The organism is Vibrio sp. TRT 17S01, from assembly GCF_050113695.1.
GTDB lineage: Bacteria > Pseudomonadota > Gammaproteobacteria > Enterobacterales > Vibrionaceae > Vibrio.
Genome location: NZ_JBNJOG010000001.1, coordinates 528,043 through 547,570, shown reverse-complemented (window position 1 = coordinate 547,570; position 19,528 = coordinate 528,043). Strand labels below are relative to the sequence as shown.

The window sequence follows — 19,528 nt, the reverse complement described above, 5'->3', positions numbered from 1 at the left end:
AGACTTTAATTTTTATTAAGTTAGCGCAATCGATCCCCCTCCCACTACAGGTAACAAACAGTTAACTTAAGCACGTTAGTTATGTCATACTTTGTGTCGAAAATAACGCCTGAACGAACAAAGGTGAGAACATATGTTTACCATTGAAGGCATTTGCGATTGGTGTAATAAACCAAGCCTGTTAAAAAAGCATGACTATGTTGATGGAAAAAGCCATCACTCCTGCAAAGAGTGTAATGATTTAGCTACTTTAGACGTAAGGCAATTTAATATTGCAGAGATCCAATTCAGAGAGCGTCAAGCACAAGCAACACTCTGAATAATCACCATGAAAAAAGCGCCTCATTGGCGCTTTTTGTATTTATAAATAGTTTTAGAGATAGAGACACTAAGCCGAAAACAAGCTTGCCTCATCATCATTGGTTGTTTTTCAACGCTTCTAGACGTTCTGCCTCTTCTTTGATCATTCGCTCAAGGATATGTGCATTCTCCATCACCCTTTGCTGCCCAATCGCGGCTCCCTTAGCGGTTAAGATCGGTGTCATCTTGATTGATTTTTTGCCTGTCGGTGTATTCAAAAATGCGATCAGTTCTTTCAATTCTTGCTCGGTATAAACACTCATATACAGCTCGGCAAAGCTGTCTTTTAAGCTATCGCCGCTCATGTATGTATTAAAAAATTCACGCATCGTACTTTCAAATGGCTTCAACTGAGGCTGGCTTTGCAACTGAACTTGCAGCATAGAGTCGATAGTCTCACTCATTAACTGATTCAGTTCCATCGCCTCAATAAGTTGGTAGGCGGCTTCTTTGTGTGGATTTGCTAATGATTGACTGGAAAAAACCATTAACGCGACTATCAGAGTCTTTTTCAAAAAATTCATGTCCCCTCCTCGATTTGGAAACAAACAAAAGTTAAAGGCGTTCAGTTGCACCTAATTTCTTAAAGAAGTCAGACATATCAACCGTGGCCAAATCTTTATATTCACCAGCATCATAGAAACGCCCTTTGCATGTTGGGCAGCTCTCAAACCAGATATGAGGTTGCTTCGGATCAACCAAACGTAGCATTTGGTTATTCGGGCATACCGGGCAATCGATACGATCGATAACATTAAATGCCTGCCCAATAGCTTCATCGCCAATATCAACCGTGTCAGCGAGAGGTTTCATTGCTTCAACTTCATAAATATCAATCCAAAGCCCCTTACACTCGGTGCATCGCTCAACATCACCCAAAGGAGTCTGCAATTGCTCAAAGTCAGAGCTACATTTTGGACATTTCATTCAACACCTCACCTAGCAGATTAACGTTATATAAATACAAAAATAAATTCACCAACAAAATACTACGACACGCAATTTATGAGGTTAAGCCACCCATTAAAAAACTTTTCACCATGTCGCATATCCGGCCTACATAGCCTTGCTACTAGGCTCTGTATCGAGCTACGCATATAACCCTACTTTAATTATGGTTATTCCGTATGAGATTCCACAACTTGTCCTTAATCACACTTACACTACTACTTTTGAACTAACCTCAAACTATATTGGGATAAATATAAGCACTAAGGCTAGGGATTAGGGAGTATCTGCAATGGAAGCCACACATATTCATACACAAGAGTCTTTCTCAGTTGATTTAAAGCACGCATTAATTTGGGTTGCTCGCGCGCTTGATTACGTGGGTATAGACGATGCCAATCATGGCCATCGAGTTGCCTACATTGCTTATGAGTGTGCAAAACAATTAGGGTGGGAAAAGAAGAAGCAAGAGTTCTGCTTTATGGCAGGATTACTCCATGACTGCGGTGTTTCTCAATCCGCCGAGCATAAAAACTTAGTTAGCGCTATGACCCCCAATGATGTTCAACGCCATTGTCGCATTGGGTATCAGTCCCTTAGCGAATGTGAGTTATTAATTCCCTTTGCTAACATCGTTCTTTATCATCACACGCCTTGGGCTGAACTAGAGTCCATCGAAGTCCCACCTTTTGAAAAAGATATAGCTGCGCTTATCTTTCTTGCAGACCGATTAGATTTCTTGAGAGCGCGTTTTCTAGCCGACCAAGATAGCGACCTGATCATCCTGAAAAAAAATGAAATCACAGGAATGTTAAATGAACAAAAAGGGAAATTATTCAGACCAGATCTAGTCGAAACACTTGCCATATTAATGAAGAAAGATGGGTTTTGGTACTCAATGGTACCTGAACACATAGAAAATATTCCCATTCTTTTCAAGCACTTAGACTGGTTACAAACCGATCTTTCTCTTACCAAGCTGGTCGCTCTTGGCCGTTTTATCGCAGGAATTGTAGATGCTAAAAGCCCTTTTACTTATCAACACTCACTTAAAGTGGCGGAGCTGTCAGAATACCTTGCAAACAAGATGCATCTACCCACAAGCACAGCCCAGATGCTCTACGTTTCAGGCTTGGTTCATGATATTGGGAAACTCAGAACGCCAGACGAAATTCTTCATAAGCCTGGAAAATTGACCATGGCAGAATACGCTCACATTAAAAAGCATACTATTGACACCGAAATCGCACTCAATATGGTTTTTCCAGACTCAAAAATTGGTGATTGGGCCGTCAGTCACCATGAACGCCTTGATGGGAGCGGCTATCCATACAATAAAACGGAGGCCGAACTCGACCTACCCTCTCGCATCATTGCCATTGCCGATATTTTCCAAGCGTTATCACAACAACGTCCGTACCGAGAGAGACTCAACACCTCGGAAATCAACGCCATTATGCAACCAATGATTGATCAAAAAATGCTAGATCCAGATGTATATCAGTGCCTTAAAGACAACATTGAAGAGTGCTTTCATATTTCAGTTTCCGAAGATGCTCTGATATAACGGCATCGATATCTGTCATCTGCTGCTGACGGAGTTCCTTTGTACTCAACCAGCAATTTGCTTAAGGAGTTGCGCTATGTTTAGCCAAGTCATCGAAAAAATAAGCAATCTCAATAGCCTATCAATTGTTGCTTTGCTGACGATTATCGCCCTACCATTGATGGTTTTCACTTTTTTGAGTCAAGCTTGGGGATGGCTCGTGTACCTTGTTCTCTACCATATTTTTATGGTTATGCTTCTCACAAATCTTGGTACGACATTCCACCAAATACGCGCTTCTGCCCGAGATCTCTCAGAGGGTGACTTAACAGTTCGTATTCCCGTAGAGAATGCGCTTGGAATGCCTTTGTTCCAAACATTTAATCGTATCGGAGAAGACATTTCCCGAACCATTAATGCACTGGGTAAATCAACAAAAAAACTGCAAGAAGTTGCCGATACCGTTCAAACTGACTCAGAACAATCCAAGGTGGGAGCCCTCGGGCAGAAAAAAGACGTTGACCGCGCCAGTACGATTATTGATGAGCTGTCAGAGATTACGCAGCAAGTGACAAACTTCTGTGACTCTTCAGCGTCTTTAACAAAAGAAGTGAAGCAAGTGGCGGATAAAGGCACCAAAGACATGCTATCGCTAGAACGTGCATTAGACAACGCTAACCAACAAATTGATACGTCAAACCAACACTTTCAAGCCTTGGTTGAAGAAACGGACCAGATCAGCCAAGTGATGGAAACCATCAGTGGTATTGCCGAACAAACAAATTTATTGGCACTCAACGCCGCAATAGAAAGTGCCCGAGCCGGAGAACAAGGTCGCGGCTTTGCAGTCGTTGCCGATGAAGTTCGTAACCTTGCCATGAGGACACAAGAAGCCACTGAGGAAATAAGAAGCAAAATCAGCAACCTACAAACAAAAACTCAAGATGTGCAGCAAACCATGCAAGAAAACAAAACCAGCATGGAACACTCTTTAGGTATCGCCTCAGAAGCAGAAGATACGTTTAAATCTTTAAACCAACAAATCAGTGAGGTTCACCATTACAGCCAACAGATCGCTCAATCTTCTGAGCAACAATCAGTTCAAACCAAAGCGCTGGTCAACTGCTTGCATGAGATCGCCCTAGAATCAGAGAACAACGTAAAGTCCACGCAGGAAACCTTAATCGCCAGTATCACAGTGCGTAATTTATCTGGAGAAATCGATTCCCTGTTACATCGCTTCGCCATTAACGACTACCAGATACAACAAGAAGAACAACGTAGAGACAAGCTGATTGAGTGGAGTGACCAGCTCGATATCGGACTGGATGAAATAAACCGACAACATCAAACGCTCGTTCACCTCATTAACGAACTCTACCACCTATTACGTAACAATTACGGCCTCCCTTCCATTAAGCGTGTTGTCCAAGGCTTGATTGATTACACTGCGAATCACTTCAAATATGAAGAAACATTGTTTGAGCAAGTGGAGTATGCACGTACACAACAGCATATTGATAAACACAATGAACTGGTCGCACAAGTTTTAGAGTTTCAAAAACGTGTTGAACGTGGAGAAGATATCGGTGATGAGCTGATGCAGTTTCTCAAGAATTGGCTCAGCCAACATATTATGAAAGAAGATAAGGCATACGCCCAGAGCTTCCATGACGGTGGAGTTGATTAGCTTACTGTCCAGTAGATGTAAACCAATGAAGCCGCCTTTCTGGCGGCTTCATTGTCTGTGATAACTATGGTTTAAGTGCCATCACTTTAGTGATGTCATCAGCACTGTGGCGTTCAGGAACCTGTTCCCACTCTTCACCCCAACTGCGGTTAACGATTCTACCACGTTGTACCCCTTCTCTTGCTGCGACTTCATTCGCCCAACGTTGCAAATGTACGTAACTTTCAACATCGAGGAATTCCGCTGCATTGTAGAGTCGACCTAACACTAAATTGCCATACCAAGGCCAAATAGCGATATCTGCGATACTGTACTCATCGCCAGCAATATATTTCGTTTTCGCTAATTGTTTATCTAAAACATCAAGCTGACGCTTAGTTTCCATCGAAAAACGATTAATCGGGTACTCGAATTTTTCTGGCGCGTACGCATAAAAATGGCCAAAACCACCCCCTAAATATGGTGCAGAGCCTTGGAGCCAGAATAACCAATTCAAAACTTGAGTCCGAGCAAGGGTTTCTTGAGGTAATAAATGGCCAAACTTCTCTGCCAAATAAACCAGAATCGAGCCAGACTCAAATACGCGTACCGGTGTTTCACCAGAACCATCCACTAATGCCGGGATTTTTGAGTTTGGGTTTACATCAACGAAACCAGAACCAAACTGATCCCCTTCACCAATTCGGATTAAATGCGCATCATATTCAGCTTCTTTCACACCAAGCGCCAAAAGTTCTTCTAGCATGATGGTGATCTTCTGGCCGTTTGGCGTCCCCATCGAATAAAGCTGTAATGGGTGCTCGCCAACAGGTAATACTTTCTCGTGTCGCGCACCAGAATCCGGACGGTTAATGCTGGCCCATTCTCCGCCGTTCTCACTGTCCATCGTCCACACTTTCGGTGGGATATATTCGTTTGTCATTATTATTCCTTATTTATACCCAAGCTGAATACACTGTAGACTACCCTGTGATAGAACAGAAAATCTATATGCTTTCTCTCATTGTGGCAGTTTTTTCCGTCGCGACTTTAAAAATCCCAATCTTCATCTTCGGTAGCAACCGCCTGACCAATCACATAAGAAGAACCAGAGCCAGAGAAAAAGTCATGATTTTCATCCGCATTGGGTGATAAAGCAGACATAATCGCAGGGTTTACTTGACAAACCTCATCAGGAAACAGTGCTTCAAAGCCAAGATTCATCAATGCTTTATTGGCGTTGTAATGCAGAAATTGCTTTACTTCCTCCGTTAATCCAACCGGATCATACAATGTTTCCGTGTATTCACTTTCAACAGCATACAAATCAAACAACAGTGAAAAGGCGTAATTTTTCAATTCAATTTGTTCCGATTCACTTAGCTGTTTATAGCCTTGTTGGAATTTATAACCAATGTAATAACCATGCACCGCTTCATCACGAATAATAAGCCGAATTAAATCTGCTGTATTCGTCAGTTTTGCGCGACTCGACCAGTGCATAGGTAAATAGAACCCAGAATAGAAAAGAAAACTTTCAAGAAAGACACTGGCGATTTTTTTCTTTAGTGGCGAATCATCTACGCGGTATTCCCGCAGGATAAGTTGTGCTTTCTTTTGCAGATGAACGTTTTCTTCTGACCAGCGAAAGGCATCATTGATCTGCGGCGTCGTACACAATGTAGAAAACACCGAAGAGTAACTGCGTGCATGAACGGCTTCCATGAAGGCGATATTGGTTAATACAGCTTCTTCATGTGGCGTTACCGCATCAGGCATCAACGATGGCGCTCCAACAGTATTTTGAATCGTATCTAACAGTGTTAAGCCAGTAAAAACACGGATAGTTAATTCTTGTTCTTGCTCGGTTAATTGCTGCCAGCTGGTTATGTCGTTGGAGAGCGGTACTTTTTCCGGCAGCCAGAAGTTCACGGTCAAACGGTTCCAGATTTCAAGGTCTTTGTCATCTTGCAAACGATTCCAATTGACCGCCTGTACTAATTTAGGTGCTTGTGTATTTAACATATGCGTTCCTTATAAGCTGCAGGAAACACAGCCTTCAACTTGTGTACCTTCTAAGGCTTTTTGGCGTAATCGAATGTAATAAATGGTTTTAATACCCTTCTTCCATGCATAAATCTGCGCCTTGTTGATATCACGAGTGGTGGCGGTATCTGAGAAAAACAATGTCAGGGATAACCCTTGATCCACGTGTTGCGTCGCCACCGCATAGGTGTCGATAATCGCTTCAGGACCAATTTCATAAGCATCACGGTAATACGCCATGTTTTCATTCGTCATGTAAGGTGCGGGATAGTACACGCGTCCAATTTGGCCTTCTTTTCGGATCTCTATTTTTGAAGTAATCGGATGAATGGAAGACGTCGCATTGTTGATGTAACTGATCGACCCCGTCGGCGGAATGGCTTGTAAGTTTCGGTTATATAATCCGTACTGCATGACGGACGCTTGCAATTCTGCCCATTGGGTTTGGCTTGGGATATCAAACTGAAATTGCTCTAACAGCATTTCTACCTTTGGCGTTTTCGCAACAATCACATTATCGATATAGCGTTGGAAAAACTCCCCTGTCGCATATTTCGATGCTTCAAATCCGATAAAGGTTTGCGCTCGCTCTATGGCCAGCTGATTTGAAGCGCTCAAACAGTGATAAAGCACGGTTGCAAAATACACATTGGTAAAATCAAGCGCCTCATCACTGCCATAATGGATCTGTTCACGGGCAAGAAAACCATGCAAGTTCATCTGACCAAGTCCAACCGCATGGCTTTCATCATTCCCTCGCCGCACCGAAGGAACACTATCAATGGCACTCATTTCAGATACCGCATTTAACGCATAGATGGCACTCGTAACCGACTTAGCGACATTTTTCCCATCCATCACTTTAGCAATATTCAATGAACCGAGATTGCATGAAATATCGGCACCAAGATGCTTAAAGCTTAAGTCATCGTTAAACTCAGATGCCTCGTTAATTTGCAAGATCTCCGAGCACAAGTTCGACATAGAAATTCGGCCTTTTATCGGATTCATTCGATTGACCGTATCTTCAAACATGAGGTAGGGATAACCAGACTCAAATTGGATTTCAGCAATGGTTTGAAAAAACTGACGAGCGTTTATTTTTGTTTTGTGGATCCGAGCATCATCCACCAGCTCCGCATATCGATCCGTAACAGAAATTTCTGAAAACGGGACACCATAAACTCTTTCCACGTCATACGGTGAGAATAGGTACATGTCCTTATTTTGCTTAGCCAGTTCAAACGTAATATCAGGGACAACAATGCCAAGGCTTAGTGTCTTAATGCGAATTTTTTCATCCGCATTTTCACGCTTGGTATCGAGAAAACGAAGTATATCGGGGTGATGAGCATGCAAGTATACCGCCCCAGCCCCTTGCCTCGCCCCAAGCTGGTTTGCATAAGAAAAGCTGTCTTCTAACAGCTTCATCACAGGAATAACTCCTGAGGACTGGTTTTCAACTCCTTTAATTGGCGCTCCGTGCTCTCGCAAGTTAGTCAGCATTAATGCCACGCCACCGCCGCGTCGTGAAAGTTGAAGTGACGAGTTCAACGCACGGCCAATACTTTCCATATTGTCTTCTACACGTAATAGAAAACACGAAATAAGTTCACCACGGCTTTTCTTTCCCGCATTCGTAAACGTTGGCGTTGCTGGTTGAAAACGTCCGGAGATCATTTCCTCCATCAACAGCATTGCTTTATCTTCGTCACCTCTTGCTAAAAGCAAAGCCGTCATTACGACGCGATCTTCAAATCGCTCCAAATAACGTTTTCCATCCCGAGTTTTTAACGCATACGAAGCAAAAAATTTATAAGCCCCCATAAAGGTTGGGAAGCGGAATTTAAAGTCATACGCTTTTTGCCAAATAGCTTGCTTGAATTCCCAACGGTATTGTTCCAACACGTCAGCTTCGTAATAGTTTTCCTCTACTAAGTAAGTCAGCTTTTCTCGCAAATGGTGAAAGAAAACCGTATTTTGATTGATGTGTTGTAAGAAGTATTGACGAACCGATTGGCGGTCTGCATCAAACTGGACGTTACCTTGTGCATCGAGCAAATTTAGCATTGCATTCAGTGCGTGATAATCGAGTTGATTGTGTGTCTCTGTCATAGGGTTGACCAAAGTTTTCTTAAGCCATGGCGCACTCGGGTTACATCACTATCACATCCTGCCAGTTCAAAACGATACAAGATCGGCACCTGACATTTTTTGGCGATAATATCGCCTGAGTACGCGTAAAATTTTCCGAAATTACGATTGCCAGAGGCAATAACGCCTCGTAACAACTTTCGATTTTTTTCCAGATTCAGTAGTTTGATCACCGATTTAGGCACAGCCCCTCGCCCATAACCATCGGCGTACGTCGGGCAAATAAGCACAAATGGCACAGTAATGTCAGGGGTTGGATCATTGGGTTCAATCGGCAAACGCATAGCGGGTAACTCAAGTTTTTCAATAAAACGTTGCGTGTTACCCGACTGGCTGGAAAAGTAAACCAACTGGCTCATAACGTGTTGATCATATCCGGGCGAAAACCAGACCAATGACGCTCACCCACTACCACTACAGGTACTTCCCGATAACCCAGAGCTTGTACCTTTTCTAGTGCATGCGAGTCTTGAGTCAAATCGATGCTTTTGTAGCGAATATTCTTTGCGGTCATCGCTTTTTGCGTGGCGACACACTGAACACAAGCCGGTTTTGAGTAAATGATAACGTCCATTTTTCGCTCCTATTAAAACATTACCGCAATTCTCATTTGCGAATCATTATCATTCTTACATGGCATATTTAGTATTTACAAGATCTATTTTCACAACATGTAGTGTCACAAACTCAGATTAGCCATAATTATAATAGGGTTGAATACCAGATGATAATCATTATCATTAGCGTGACTTGATGGTTATGAGGATTTTCGGCTCATGGAAAATCAACACAATGCTATAGGTGAGTACTCCCCAAACAGTGAAAAGTGGCGTGGTATTACACTGACAATTTCTGCCGCAAAACGTATCCAATTCCTTTCATCAAATGGACAGATCTTGCGTCTCTCAACCAAAATTTCAGGCTGTACTGGTTACACATATGTCTTAGAGCAGCGAGAAGGTCCTGAAGAAGGAGACCTTGCGTTCGAGTCCTGTGGTGGCACCTTATTTGTCCCGGTGTCTTCAATGCCACTCCTCGATGGAACCAATGTCGATTACGTCCGCAATGGCTTAAACCAAATCTTTGTTTATCACAACCCAAACGTGAAAAACGAGTGTGGGTGTGGCGAAAGTTTCGGAGTTTAATGAATGAGTGATACCAATCAGTACGCAGAACTTGAGCAAACTTTCTCTCAGAAATACAAAGAAGGCTTCTATACGGATGTTGCGTCTGACACCTTAGAAAAAGGCATTAACGAAACAGTCATCCGAGCGATTTCAGCCAAACGAAACGAGCCAGATTGGATGTTGGAATTTAGGCTGCAAGCTTACCAACAATGGTTGACGATGACCGAGCCACGCTGGTTAAAAGCCGACTACCCCGAACTCGATTACCAAGATTACAGCTATTATTCAGCACCAAGTTGTGAGGCGTGTAATGACAAGCCAAGTGATGATGGGACAAACAACTATCTGACCGAAGAAGTAGAACATGCCTTTGATCAACTAGGAGTTCCCGTGCGTGAAGGAAAAAATGTTGCCGTTGATGCTATTTTTGATTCCGTCTCCGTCACCACAACGTATCGTGATGAGCTAAGCCAACATGGAATTATTTTTTGCTCCTTCAGTGATGCTATCCATGAACATCCTGATCTGGTACGGCAATATTTAGGTACAGTCGTCCCACCTGAAGATAATTTTTTTGCAGCGCTTAATGCGGCGGTTGCCTCTGATGGCACCTTCGTCTATATCCCACCAGGCGTACGCTGCCCGAGAGAATTATCAACTTATTTTCGTATCAATCAGGCCAAAACAGGCCAGTTCGAACGAACAATTTTGATTGCAGATGAAGGGTCTTATGTCAGTTATATCGAAGGATGTTCCGCTCCTGTTCGTGACAGTTACCAACTTCACGCCGCCGTTGTGGAAGTCATCATACACAAAGATGCAGAAGTAAAGTATTCAACGGTTCAGAATTGGTTTTCCGGGAAAAATGGCAGTCAGGGTGGCATTTTAAACTTCGTGACCAAGCGTGCACTTTGCCAAGGTGACAACAGCAAGATGTCTTGGACGCAGTCGGAGACTGGTTCAGCCATCACATGGAAATACCCTAGCGTTATTTTAAAAGGCGACAATGCTATCGGTGAGTTTTTCTCCGTTGCGTTAACAAACGGACAGCAGCGCGCCGATACTGGGACGAAAATGATCCATATTGGTAAAAACACCCGATCTACGATCATTTCTAAGGGTATCTCTGCTGGGCAAAGTGAAAATAGTTATCGTGGGTTGGTGAAAATACTTCCTACCGCCATCGGGGCGAGGAATTTCACTCAATGCGATTCCATGTTAATTGGTGCTCAATGTGGTGCTCACACTTTCCCATCAGTTGAAGTCGGTCATCCGAGTGCTCAAGTTGAGCATGAAGCGACAACCTCTCGTATTGGTGAAGACCAGCTCTTTTATTGCGTCCAACGAGGGATCGCTGAAGACGATGCTATCTCAATGATTGTCAATGGATTTTGTAAAGATGTTTTCTCAGAACTTCCACTCGAATTTGCCGTTGACGCTCAAAAACTTCTCTCTATCAGCCTCGAACACAGTGTCGGTTAATCAGTTATGTTAGAAATTAAGAATTTACACGTTCAAGTAGAAGACAACGCTATTTTAAAAGGCATCGACCTTGCCATACGTCCCGGTGAAGTACACGCCATCATGGGACCAAACGGCTCCGGTAAGAGTACACTTTCATCCACTCTTGCGGGCAAAGAAGATTACGAAACGACGTCGGGGGAAATCACTTTTAATCATAAAAATTTGCTTGAACTTGACCCCGCAGAGCGAGCTGGCGAAGGGGTTTTCCTCGCATTTCAATACCCTGTTGAAATTCCCGGTGTCAGTAACAAGCTTTTTTTGCAAACGGCGGTCAACGCAATCCGTGAATACCGCCAGCTACCTGAGCTTGATCGTTTTGAATTTGAAGATTTGGTGGAAGAAAAAGTCAGCCTGCTAAAAATGCCTAAGGATCTACTTGAACGTTCTGTCAATGAAGGGTTTTCGGGTGGAGAGAAGAAACGGAACGACATTTTACAGATGGCTTTATTGGAACCCAGCCTTTGCATACTCGATGAAACTGACTCCGGACTTGATATCGACGCACTAAAAGCCGTGTCAGATGGGGTTAATGCCTTACGCAATCAAGAGCGATCTTTTATTGTTGTCACTCACTACCAACGGATTCTTGATTACATCAAACCCGATTATGTCCATGTCATGGCTGATGGAAAAATCGTCAAATCCGGTGATCACACGCTGGCGAAAAAACTGGAGGAAAAAGGTTATGGCTGGATTATCGGTGAATAACGAACTGCATAAATTTCTTCCCTGTGTGCCAAATTCACTCTGGCATAAAGCGCATTGGAACGCCGCGCTGGCTTTTGGCTTTCCAACAAATAAAGAGGAAGATTGGAAATATACCTCTCTTGATGCTTTTAAAGCGCTTAAGCTTACGTTACCAGAAGAAACATACTTCCATGATGAACATGTTGCTGCATTGTGCGCCAAACATTGGCAGCAAGATGGTTATCGACTCGTCATTGTGAACGGTAAGCTTAGTATCCGTTTGTCTGACTGGATCCCCAAAGTCGATGTTCATTCTGTCGAGAAACATTTTGATGATTTGGCTTTCGCTCACGAACAAGCCATTCGCGCTGAAATATTCCAGACTTTAACCAATGCGACAGCGCAAGGTGGGTTAATTATCACAATCCCTGACAATGTCCAACTTGATAAACCCATTCATATTCTGCACTACCACAGTGGCAGTATCGGGGAAGTAAGTTCAGTTCGTCATCACCTCACGTTAGGCCAGCTCTCTTCCTGTCAAATAATTGAACATCATATCTCTGATCCGAACGCATGTGGGGTGACATTGTCACGTCTCACTAACGACATCGGCACTAATGCACACTTTGAGCATGTAAAACTCATAGAAGAAGGCGAAGAACAACATCACTTTGGACATAATGATATTCGAGTAGGCCGTGATGCAACGGCGTCTAGCCATGTCTTTATGTTGAGTGGCAAACTCATTCGTCATCATACAAGCTCATTGCTTTCAGCACCCGGTAGCCACATACAAATGAACAGCCTCGCCCTACCCTCAAATGGTGACCAGTTCGACAGCCGTACTTACCTTCACCACCATGCTGCACATTGCAGTAGCCAACAATTACATAAAGTCATTGCCAGAGATGAGGCAAGCGGTGTTTTTGACGGCATGATCTACGTCAGCCCCGATGCACTTAAAACCGATGGGCAAATGGACAACCATAATTTATTGCTAAATGATCACGCTCGGATAAACAGTCGACCAAAGTTAGAAATCTATGCTGATGACGTTAAATGCAGCCACGGTGCGACAACAGGACAAATCGATCCACAGCAAATCTTCTACTTACAGGCCAGAGGAATTCATAAAGCGCAGGCTGAAAAAATCATCACGCATGCATTTGCTATCGACGTGTGTGAAAAAATTTCTCACGTCGGTGTTAGGCAATATCTCTCCAACCTTGTAAATAAAAAATTGGAGGCGTGATGAGCCCAAACAACTGGCGACGTGATTTTCCAACTCTAAGTCAAGAAGTGTACGGCTTGCCCTTGGTGTATTTAGATAGTGCCGCAACCGCACAGACACCAAACCAAGTAATAGAGCGGATGCAACGTTTCTACCAATATGAATATGCCAATGTTCATCGCGGAGTACATGCTCTTAGTGCCAATGCCACCACAATGATGGAACACAGCCGAGCTGTCATTGCTGCATTTCTTAATGCCCCAGCCACTGAGAATTTGGTTTTTACGAAGGGCACTACAGAGGCCATAAATTTAATTGCCCACAGCTTTCTATTTAGCCAATGCCAACCCGGTGATGAAATCATCATCACTGAGGTGGAGCATCACTCAAATATTGTGCCTTGGCAGATCATCGCCAACCAATTGAGCATCCAGATAAAAATTTGGCCTGTGACGACCAATGGCGAACTCGACTTAGATCAGCTTCGAACGTTATTCACCTCGCGAACAAAACTGTTAACTATGGCCCATGTGTCGAACGTTCTTGGAAGCATCAATGACGTAAAAAGCGTAACAGAGTTAGCCCACCAGCATGATATCGCTGTCTTCATTGATGGTGCGCAAGCCGTTGTCCATCAGCAAGTGGATGTTCAGGAGATCGGCTGTGATTTCTACGCATTTTCTGGCCATAAGCTATACGGCCCTACTGGGGTTGGCGCTCTGTATATCGGAGGCAAATGGCTAAATACACTGCCTCCATGGGAAGGTGGCGGTGCGATGATCGATGATGTTCAATTGCCCGGTGGTACCACGTTTCTAAAAGCGCCTTGGCGATTCGAGGCAGGAACGCCCAATATTGCGGGCATCCTCGGCCTAGAAGCGGCCATTCATTATCTCAACGGCATAGGGTTTGAATCCATCTCATTTCATGATCAATCCATCACTGACTATGCCGTCGACGCCCTTTCAAAGGTGGAATCATTAGTCATTTATGGTAACCCAAGGCACCGGACCGGAATGGTTTCTTTTAACCTTGGTCACCATCATCCATTTGATGTTGGCAGTTTCCTTGATCGCTATGGCATTGCAATACGAACAGGCCATCTTTGTGCTCAACCATTAATGAGAGCTCTTGGAACATCGGCGGTGTGTCGTGCTTCTTTCGGACTTTACACCACTCAACAAGACGTTGACTTACTGGTCGATAAGCTCAAACACATTAAGCAATTATTAGGATAAACCATGACGCCCGATAAACTGGTCAAAAACTTTCAACGCTGTAAAAACTGGGAAGAGCGTTACTTGTATTTAATAGAGTTAGGGGAACGATATTGCCAATTACCTGAAGTACTTTGTATCAATGACAACAAGGTTAAAGGATGCCAAAGTGAGGTGTGGGTATCCATTCAAGTCAACAAAAACACCATCAGCCTAGCAGCAAATAGTGATGCAGCCATAGTCAGAGGGCTACTCGCGCTAGTGGTTATTGCGTATAACGATCAGACAATTGAAGAAGCGAGACAATTTGACATCAATGTCTGGTTTGAACAATTGGCATTGATGCAACATCTTACCCCGACACGAGCTCTTGGTTTAACAGCAATAATTAGGCAAATCCAACATCAGATAGTCTAATACGCCTCGATGGTTACTTTTTATCCTGGCAATACAATCAACCCTAAAGGTTCCAGTAGTTGCTCTTGTTGCCAGGAACAGATTTTTACGCCGGTTAAATCAATTTTCCTTGGGTCCAACCCTTCAAGCTCTGAATGACTCAAGTCGCACCCTTGCAGGTGAAAGTCACCCCAACTATCTGAAGAAAACACACTGCGGCTAAGATCTGAGTTTTTAAACGAGGCACCTTGTAGGTTTGCCCCAATCCAACGGTTTTCAAATAGCTCACACCCTTCTATACACTGCCGTTCAAAGTTGGTGTAAGACAGATTGCAACACGTAATATAAGCAGAACAAAAATATGCGTGATGGCTGATTTGATTCACAAACTGGGCTTTAAGAAAGCTTGCGCCTTTTAAGTCACACTCTCTAAACTCGATACCGAAGCAATTCGCTCCGGAAAAGTTCGCCATCGACAACTGACATCCCTTGAAACTCGCGTCACGTAAATCGGTATATTGAAAATGACATCCCTCGATGCTTCCTGAGTTGACAAAAGAACAGTTGATAAATTGGGCATCTCGTAAGTTTGCTCGGCTAAAATCACAGCAATAAAAACGACATTGAATAAAACATACGCCTTCTAAATCTTGGTGGGAAAAATCTTCTCTCTCATAGGTCTGCTTGTCGGTCTTCACATCGTCCTCCTTAAATGAACAAGCACAGACTACCTTCCAGCCATCAAACAAACAAGAAATATAATGCAAGAAAAATCAACAAGTTAAAACCACCTAAAATCCTTAATTTAAGGCATCAAACAACCCCATAAAGAGCCATAAAACTTCAACCACGAACGCGGCCACATCAAAATTAGTTTGCCGTAATACAAGGCGATATAGCGAGTCAAACCGTCACATCTACCATAACAACTGTTCTTATGGATACCAGTTACTTTCTCCCGGTTTTTAAAAAGTGCGCCCAATCTTTCCGATTGTTATTTATCGCACACGCAACAGCGCTAGAAACATCGTAACCAACGCGATGAAACGCCACATGCCACGTTCCTTGTTTGGTTTGTTCCAATATGGCGTAGCTGGCCATTGAAGAGTAGTTTTCCATTGAGTGTAAGTATGGTTCATCGTCAGTATAAGCCTGCAGCCCAACACTGCCCGGGTTAATCACCAGCTGCCCACTAGACAGTTCAACGCAGCGAGGAATATGCGTGTGGCCACAAAGAATAATTGGTGCTTTGTTTCCCGCCAAGCGGCGTAAAATTTCGTCATCACTTCTCAGTACCGGAAAGCCCTTTTGTGTCTCTTCCAGTAAGTATTCAAGATCGTCTGTTGGTGTGCCATGGCACGCGTATATCTCATCAGTAATATTGCAATCAAATGGAAGATCCTTCATCCATTCAAGTGGGGCTTGTCCTAAGTCTTCAAGAATGAATTGCAGAGTCGGATTCGCCGCAATATCTTCCTGTGTAGACTGATAGATCTGCCGATCTTGATTGCCAGAAATGGTGAGCGCATTCAGCTCAAGCAGACGCTCATACGTTTTACGCGGAGCGATTGGCCCATATAGGATATCGCCAAGGTTAACGAAGTCGGTAACTCCCAGTTGAAATGCATGTTGAATAACCGCTTCTAAAGCAAAGATATTACTGTGAATGTCTGAAACGACGGCAAGCTTGTGCATGACTCCTCCATGAGTGGTAACAATTGGTGAATTAAAGGATGAGTGCTAACTCCTGAACCTTGAATGCGATTTTAGTGATTGCTTAATCGATTGGATAAACTTTCTCAAAACGTTCTAACACTAGATCTGAGGTTTCATCAAACTGCCCACCAATTTCAGCGGCGTATTGGGTAAAGAAATTAATATGGGCCTCGCGCCACCACTCATAAGTTCCATCTCCTTCCCCTTCTGCCTCAGCAAATTCTCGACTCACTTGGTTAAACGGACAAATGCTGACCTCAACCAGCTTTACGATGCATATTGGTTCTTGCTGCCAGTTCAAGACCACAGTTAAACGACCAACCTCTGGAAAGGGTTCATTCTCAATGGTGTAGCCCTGCTTTAAACTGCATGATGCACGTTTGATGCCCTCATTGACCAAGCGAGCACATTCATTCGCGTTATATTCATCCGCACAAAAATATTCCGCAATTACTTGAGGCACCGCACTTCGCTCTTGTTCTGGTAATAATGAGAGGTATTTATCAAGATAGGCTTGCTGTTTATGATTCATTTTCTTCCTTAAAGTGACTGTATCTAAACTGAAATTTCAATCATTGCTGCGTACTCAGTATTCCATTGTCTCGACATTTTTCAAAGAGCAACACTCCACTCCTTCACGAGCGAAATTTTATAAACGGAAACACAATCGTCATCTTTCTCTCGTTTTTCTGTCATTTTTTGCCATCAACATACGTTGCCATCAACAACAAACTCAATTGCAGGATAAAAAAATGAGTAAGGAAACCTTTGACGCTACACGTTACAACCGAAGCAATAACAAGCCTTTTGAAGAAGTTTTAGAAGCGAGCTTATCTAGACGAAATGTGCTTAAAGGCAGTCTTGGTATGAGTGCCATGACGGCATTTGGTACTTTTGGCCTCTCTGGTTGCCAAGTTGAAGTACCAGGGAATGGTGGTACCGATTCTGGCACCAACAAATCCAGTGCGGTTTTAAACTTTGAATCTATTTCAGGTTCATTAACGGATGCTGTCAGCGTTCCCCCTGGTTACACTGCGCAAGTACTGGTCCCTTGGGGAACACCGCTGTCCTCTCAGGGTGTGGAGTGGAAAGCCGATGGTACGAATACCGCAGAAGAGCAAGCTCAGGCGCTAGGTATGCATCATGATGGCATGCATTTTTTCCCACTGGATAACAATCCAAATGATGGTCTACTTTGCATCAACCATGAGTATATTGATATTAATGCGCTTCACCCATCTGGCCCAACCGTCTCTGCGGGTTCAAGAACGGTTGTTGACGAAGTACGTAAAGAGATTAACGCACACGGCGTGAGTGTAGTTCGTATTCGTTTAGAAGATGGGATGTGGCAGCTAGTCGATACCGATCCACTTAATCGTAGATATACTGGTTCAACAGTCATGGATATTGTAGGGCCACTCGCCCATACCGAAGCACTTAAAACACGCTTTTCACCAGATGGCAGCCAAGCTCGTGGTACGTTAAACAACTGCGGCAACGGCTACACGCCATGGGGTACGTATCTAACTTGCGAAGAGAACTGGCCGGGCTACTTTGTTAACACAGGAACCCAAACTGAAGATCAGCAACGAATTGGGGTGGATGATGAAAAAACCCGTTACTTGTGGGAAACATTAGCAGGGCACAGTGAAGAACGTTTAGACGAATTTAGCCGCTTTAACGTCACACCAAATGGTGCAACAGCCATTGATGACTACCGAAACGAAGCCAATGGTCACGGCTATATTGTGGAAATCGACCCATATACGGCTAACTCAAGAGCTAAGAAGCGAACTGCACTTGGTCGATTCCGACACGAAGGATGTGCCTTCGGCAAACTAACAGCAGGTAAACCCGTCGTGTTCTATTCGGGTCACGACTCTCGTTTTGAATATCTCTATAAATTTGTCTCGGAACAAACTTGGGACGAAACGGATGAAAATCCAACAAACCGATTAAGTACTGGTGACAAATACATGGACAATGGCACACTCTATGTTGCCAGATTTAATGACGATGGTTCAGGAAACTGGCTACCACTTACTCTAGAAAGTGCAACAACCTCAGGTGGCACGCTTGCAGATTCATTTGGCTCGATCGCCGACATCATTTTAAACACAGCAGGTGCGGCGGACCTTGTTGGTGCTACACCAATGGATCGCCCTGAGTGGTGTACGGTAGATCCATTTACCGGCACGGTATACCTTACACTCACTAACAACACAAAACGTACTGAGGAAAATCCAGCCAACCCTCGACTTAAAAATAAATTTGGCCACGTGATTCGTTGGGATGAAGGGGAAACCGACACCGAATTTGATTGGGATATTTTTGTCTTTGGTTCGCCCGCAAATGGGGATGAGGAAACAAACCGTTCTGGGCTTACAGAACTCAATCAGTTTGCCAGCCCAGATGGCCTAGCTTTTGATAAACGGGGGATTTTGTGGATTCAGACTGACAACGGCGCTTCAGAAGTGACCAATTACACCAATGATCAAATGCTTGCTGTTGTTCCTTCGACGATGGTGGATACCGAAGGTAACGCCGATGTCATTAATGCTGAAAACCAAACTGATCTTCGCCGTTTCTTCGTTGGACCAAATGGCTGTGAGGTAACAGGCTTTGCCATCAGCCCCGATTACAAATCACTCTTTATCAACATTCAGCATCCGGGAAACTGGCCGTACAGTGATAATGCGGCAGAAGCCACACCAACCGGCACGACAGTTCGACCAAGAGCCGCTACCGTTGTGATCCGTCGTGATGACGGTGGAGAGATTGGCGTTTAACACCTACTAATATCCTATTACTAAGCCCACGAATGAGTGGGCTTTTCGCTCCATCAGCTACTCATTACTTTTATTCACACCTGATATTCAATAAGTCCCATCATCATTACAAATC

20 protein-coding genes are annotated in these 19,528 nt (G+C 43.7%); 10 read left to right on the top strand and 10 right to left on the bottom strand.

What is annotated here, in order from left to right; all coding sequences use genetic code 11:
- Positions 1–133: 133 nt before the first annotated feature.
- Positions 134–319: a hypothetical protein gene (locus tag ACQEXS_RS02395; RefSeq protein ID WP_367988918.1), complete on the top strand. Its 186-nt coding sequence runs from the start codon at positions 134–136 to the stop codon at positions 317–319.
- Between the two features lie 97 nt (positions 320–416).
- Here the strand turns inward: ACQEXS_RS02395 and ACQEXS_RS02390 are convergent, their stop codons facing one another.
- Both ACQEXS_RS02390 and ACQEXS_RS02385 read right to left on the bottom strand, forming a co-directional pair.
- Positions 417–884 (bottom strand): DUF2059 domain-containing protein, encoded by a 468-nt coding sequence (locus ACQEXS_RS02390; protein WP_427012676.1) that lies wholly within the window; start codon positions 882–884, stop codon positions 417–419.
- 31 nt (positions 885–915) lie between these two features.
- On the bottom strand, positions 916–1,287 hold the full coding sequence (locus ACQEXS_RS02385; protein ID WP_367988916.1) for a zf-TFIIB domain-containing protein: 372 nt from the start codon (positions 1,285–1,287) through the stop codon (positions 916–918).
- 313 nt (positions 1,288–1,600) lie between these two features.
- On the opposite strand from ACQEXS_RS02385, the gene ACQEXS_RS02380 reads away from it, so the two are divergent.
- Together ACQEXS_RS02380 and ACQEXS_RS02375 are read left to right on the top strand one after the other, a co-directional pair.
- Positions 1,601–2,875, top strand: a complete 1,275-nt coding sequence (locus tag ACQEXS_RS02380; protein ID WP_427012675.1) for an HD domain-containing phosphohydrolase — start codon at positions 1,601–1,603, stop codon at positions 2,873–2,875.
- Between the two features lie 76 nt (positions 2,876–2,951).
- Positions 2,952–4,544, top strand: a complete 1,593-nt coding sequence (locus ACQEXS_RS02375; protein WP_427012674.1) for a bacteriohemerythrin — start codon at positions 2,952–2,954, stop codon at positions 4,542–4,544.
- Between the two features lie 64 nt (positions 4,545–4,608).
- Here the strand turns inward: ACQEXS_RS02375 and yghU are convergent, their stop codons facing one another.
- The 5 genes from yghU to nrdH form a co-directional block, all read right to left on the bottom strand.
- Positions 4,609–5,466: a glutathione-dependent disulfide-bond oxidoreductase gene (gene yghU, locus ACQEXS_RS02370; protein ID WP_427012673.1), complete on the bottom strand. Its 858-nt coding sequence runs from the start codon at positions 5,464–5,466 to the stop codon at positions 4,609–4,611.
- 107 nt (positions 5,467–5,573) lie between these two features.
- On the bottom strand, positions 5,574–6,548 hold the full coding sequence (gene nrdF / locus ACQEXS_RS02365; RefSeq protein WP_427012672.1) for a class 1b ribonucleoside-diphosphate reductase subunit beta: 975 nt from the start codon (positions 6,546–6,548) through the stop codon (positions 5,574–5,576).
- Between the two features lie 9 nt (positions 6,549–6,557).
- On the bottom strand, positions 6,558–8,684 hold the full coding sequence (gene nrdE / locus ACQEXS_RS02360) for a class 1b ribonucleoside-diphosphate reductase subunit alpha (protein WP_427012671.1): 2,127 nt from the start codon (positions 8,682–8,684) through the stop codon (positions 6,558–6,560).
- Complete coding sequence (nrdI, locus tag ACQEXS_RS02355) at positions 8,681–9,082, bottom strand: class Ib ribonucleoside-diphosphate reductase assembly flavoprotein NrdI (RefSeq protein ID WP_427012670.1); 402 nt, start codon at positions 9,080–9,082, stop codon at positions 8,681–8,683. Before nrdI ends, nrdE begins: the two co-directional genes overlap by 4 nt.
- Positions 9,079–9,297: a glutaredoxin-like protein NrdH gene (gene nrdH, locus ACQEXS_RS02350; RefSeq protein ID WP_367988908.1), complete on the bottom strand. Its 219-nt coding sequence runs from the start codon at positions 9,295–9,297 to the stop codon at positions 9,079–9,081. Before nrdH ends, nrdI begins: the two co-directional genes overlap by 4 nt.
- Before the next feature lie 202 nt (positions 9,298–9,499).
- On the opposite strand from nrdH, the gene ACQEXS_RS02345 reads away from it, so the two are divergent.
- From ACQEXS_RS02345 to ACQEXS_RS02320, 6 genes are read left to right on the top strand one after another with little or no spacing between them, the layout of a single operon-like run.
- Entirely contained in the window at positions 9,500–9,868 is a 369-nt protein-coding gene (locus ACQEXS_RS02345; RefSeq protein ID WP_427012669.1) for an iron-sulfur cluster assembly accessory protein, read from the top strand.
- 3 nt (positions 9,869–9,871) lie between these two features.
- Positions 9,872–11,332: a Fe-S cluster assembly protein SufB gene (gene sufB / locus ACQEXS_RS02340; RefSeq protein ID WP_427012668.1), complete on the top strand. Its 1,461-nt coding sequence runs from the start codon at positions 9,872–9,874 to the stop codon at positions 11,330–11,332.
- Between the two features lie 6 nt (positions 11,333–11,338).
- Positions 11,339–12,082: a Fe-S cluster assembly ATPase SufC gene (sufC, locus tag ACQEXS_RS02335; RefSeq protein WP_427012667.1), complete on the top strand. Its 744-nt coding sequence runs from the start codon at positions 11,339–11,341 to the stop codon at positions 12,080–12,082.
- A complete protein-coding gene (gene sufD, locus ACQEXS_RS02330) occupies positions 12,060–13,316 on the top strand; it encodes a Fe-S cluster assembly protein SufD (protein WP_427012666.1) in 1,257 nt (418 codons plus the stop codon). Before sufC ends, sufD begins: the two co-directional genes overlap by 23 nt.
- The gene (locus ACQEXS_RS02325) at positions 13,316–14,533 is read left to right on the top strand and encodes an aminotransferase class V-fold PLP-dependent enzyme (protein WP_427012665.1); all 1,218 of its coding nucleotides are present in this window, start codon (positions 13,316–13,318) and stop codon (positions 14,531–14,533) included. The genes sufD and ACQEXS_RS02325 overlap by 1 nt, the downstream gene beginning before the upstream one ends.
- Before the next feature lie 3 nt (positions 14,534–14,536).
- The gene (locus tag ACQEXS_RS02320; RefSeq protein ID WP_427012664.1) at positions 14,537–14,929 is read left to right on the top strand and encodes a SufE family protein; all 393 of its coding nucleotides are present in this window, start codon (positions 14,537–14,539) and stop codon (positions 14,927–14,929) included.
- 20 nt (positions 14,930–14,949) lie between these two features.
- Here ACQEXS_RS02320 and ACQEXS_RS02315 read toward each other — a convergent pair whose 3' ends face one another.
- From ACQEXS_RS02315 to ACQEXS_RS02305, 3 genes are all read right to left on the bottom strand, one after another.
- On the bottom strand, positions 14,950–15,606 hold the full coding sequence (locus tag ACQEXS_RS02315) for a Qnr family pentapeptide repeat protein (protein WP_367988901.1): 657 nt from the start codon (positions 15,604–15,606) through the stop codon (positions 14,950–14,952).
- A gap of 250 nt (positions 15,607–15,856) precedes the next feature.
- Complete coding sequence (locus tag ACQEXS_RS02310; RefSeq protein WP_427012663.1) at positions 15,857–16,603, bottom strand: metallophosphoesterase family protein; 747 nt, start codon at positions 16,601–16,603, stop codon at positions 15,857–15,859.
- A gap of 82 nt (positions 16,604–16,685) precedes the next feature.
- Positions 16,686–17,156 (bottom strand): ASCH domain-containing protein, encoded by a 471-nt coding sequence (locus tag ACQEXS_RS02305; protein ID WP_427012662.1) that lies wholly within the window; start codon positions 17,154–17,156, stop codon positions 16,686–16,688.
- Positions 17,157–17,376: 220 nt separating this feature from the next.
- Between ACQEXS_RS02305 and ACQEXS_RS02300 the strand changes: the two genes are divergently transcribed.
- Positions 17,377–19,413 carry a PhoX family protein gene (locus ACQEXS_RS02300; RefSeq protein WP_427012661.1) on the top strand — a complete coding sequence of 679 codons (2,037 nt, stop codon included), beginning with the start codon at positions 17,377–17,379 and terminating at the stop codon, positions 19,411–19,413.
- The last annotated feature ends 115 nt before the right edge of the window (positions 19,414–19,528 follow it).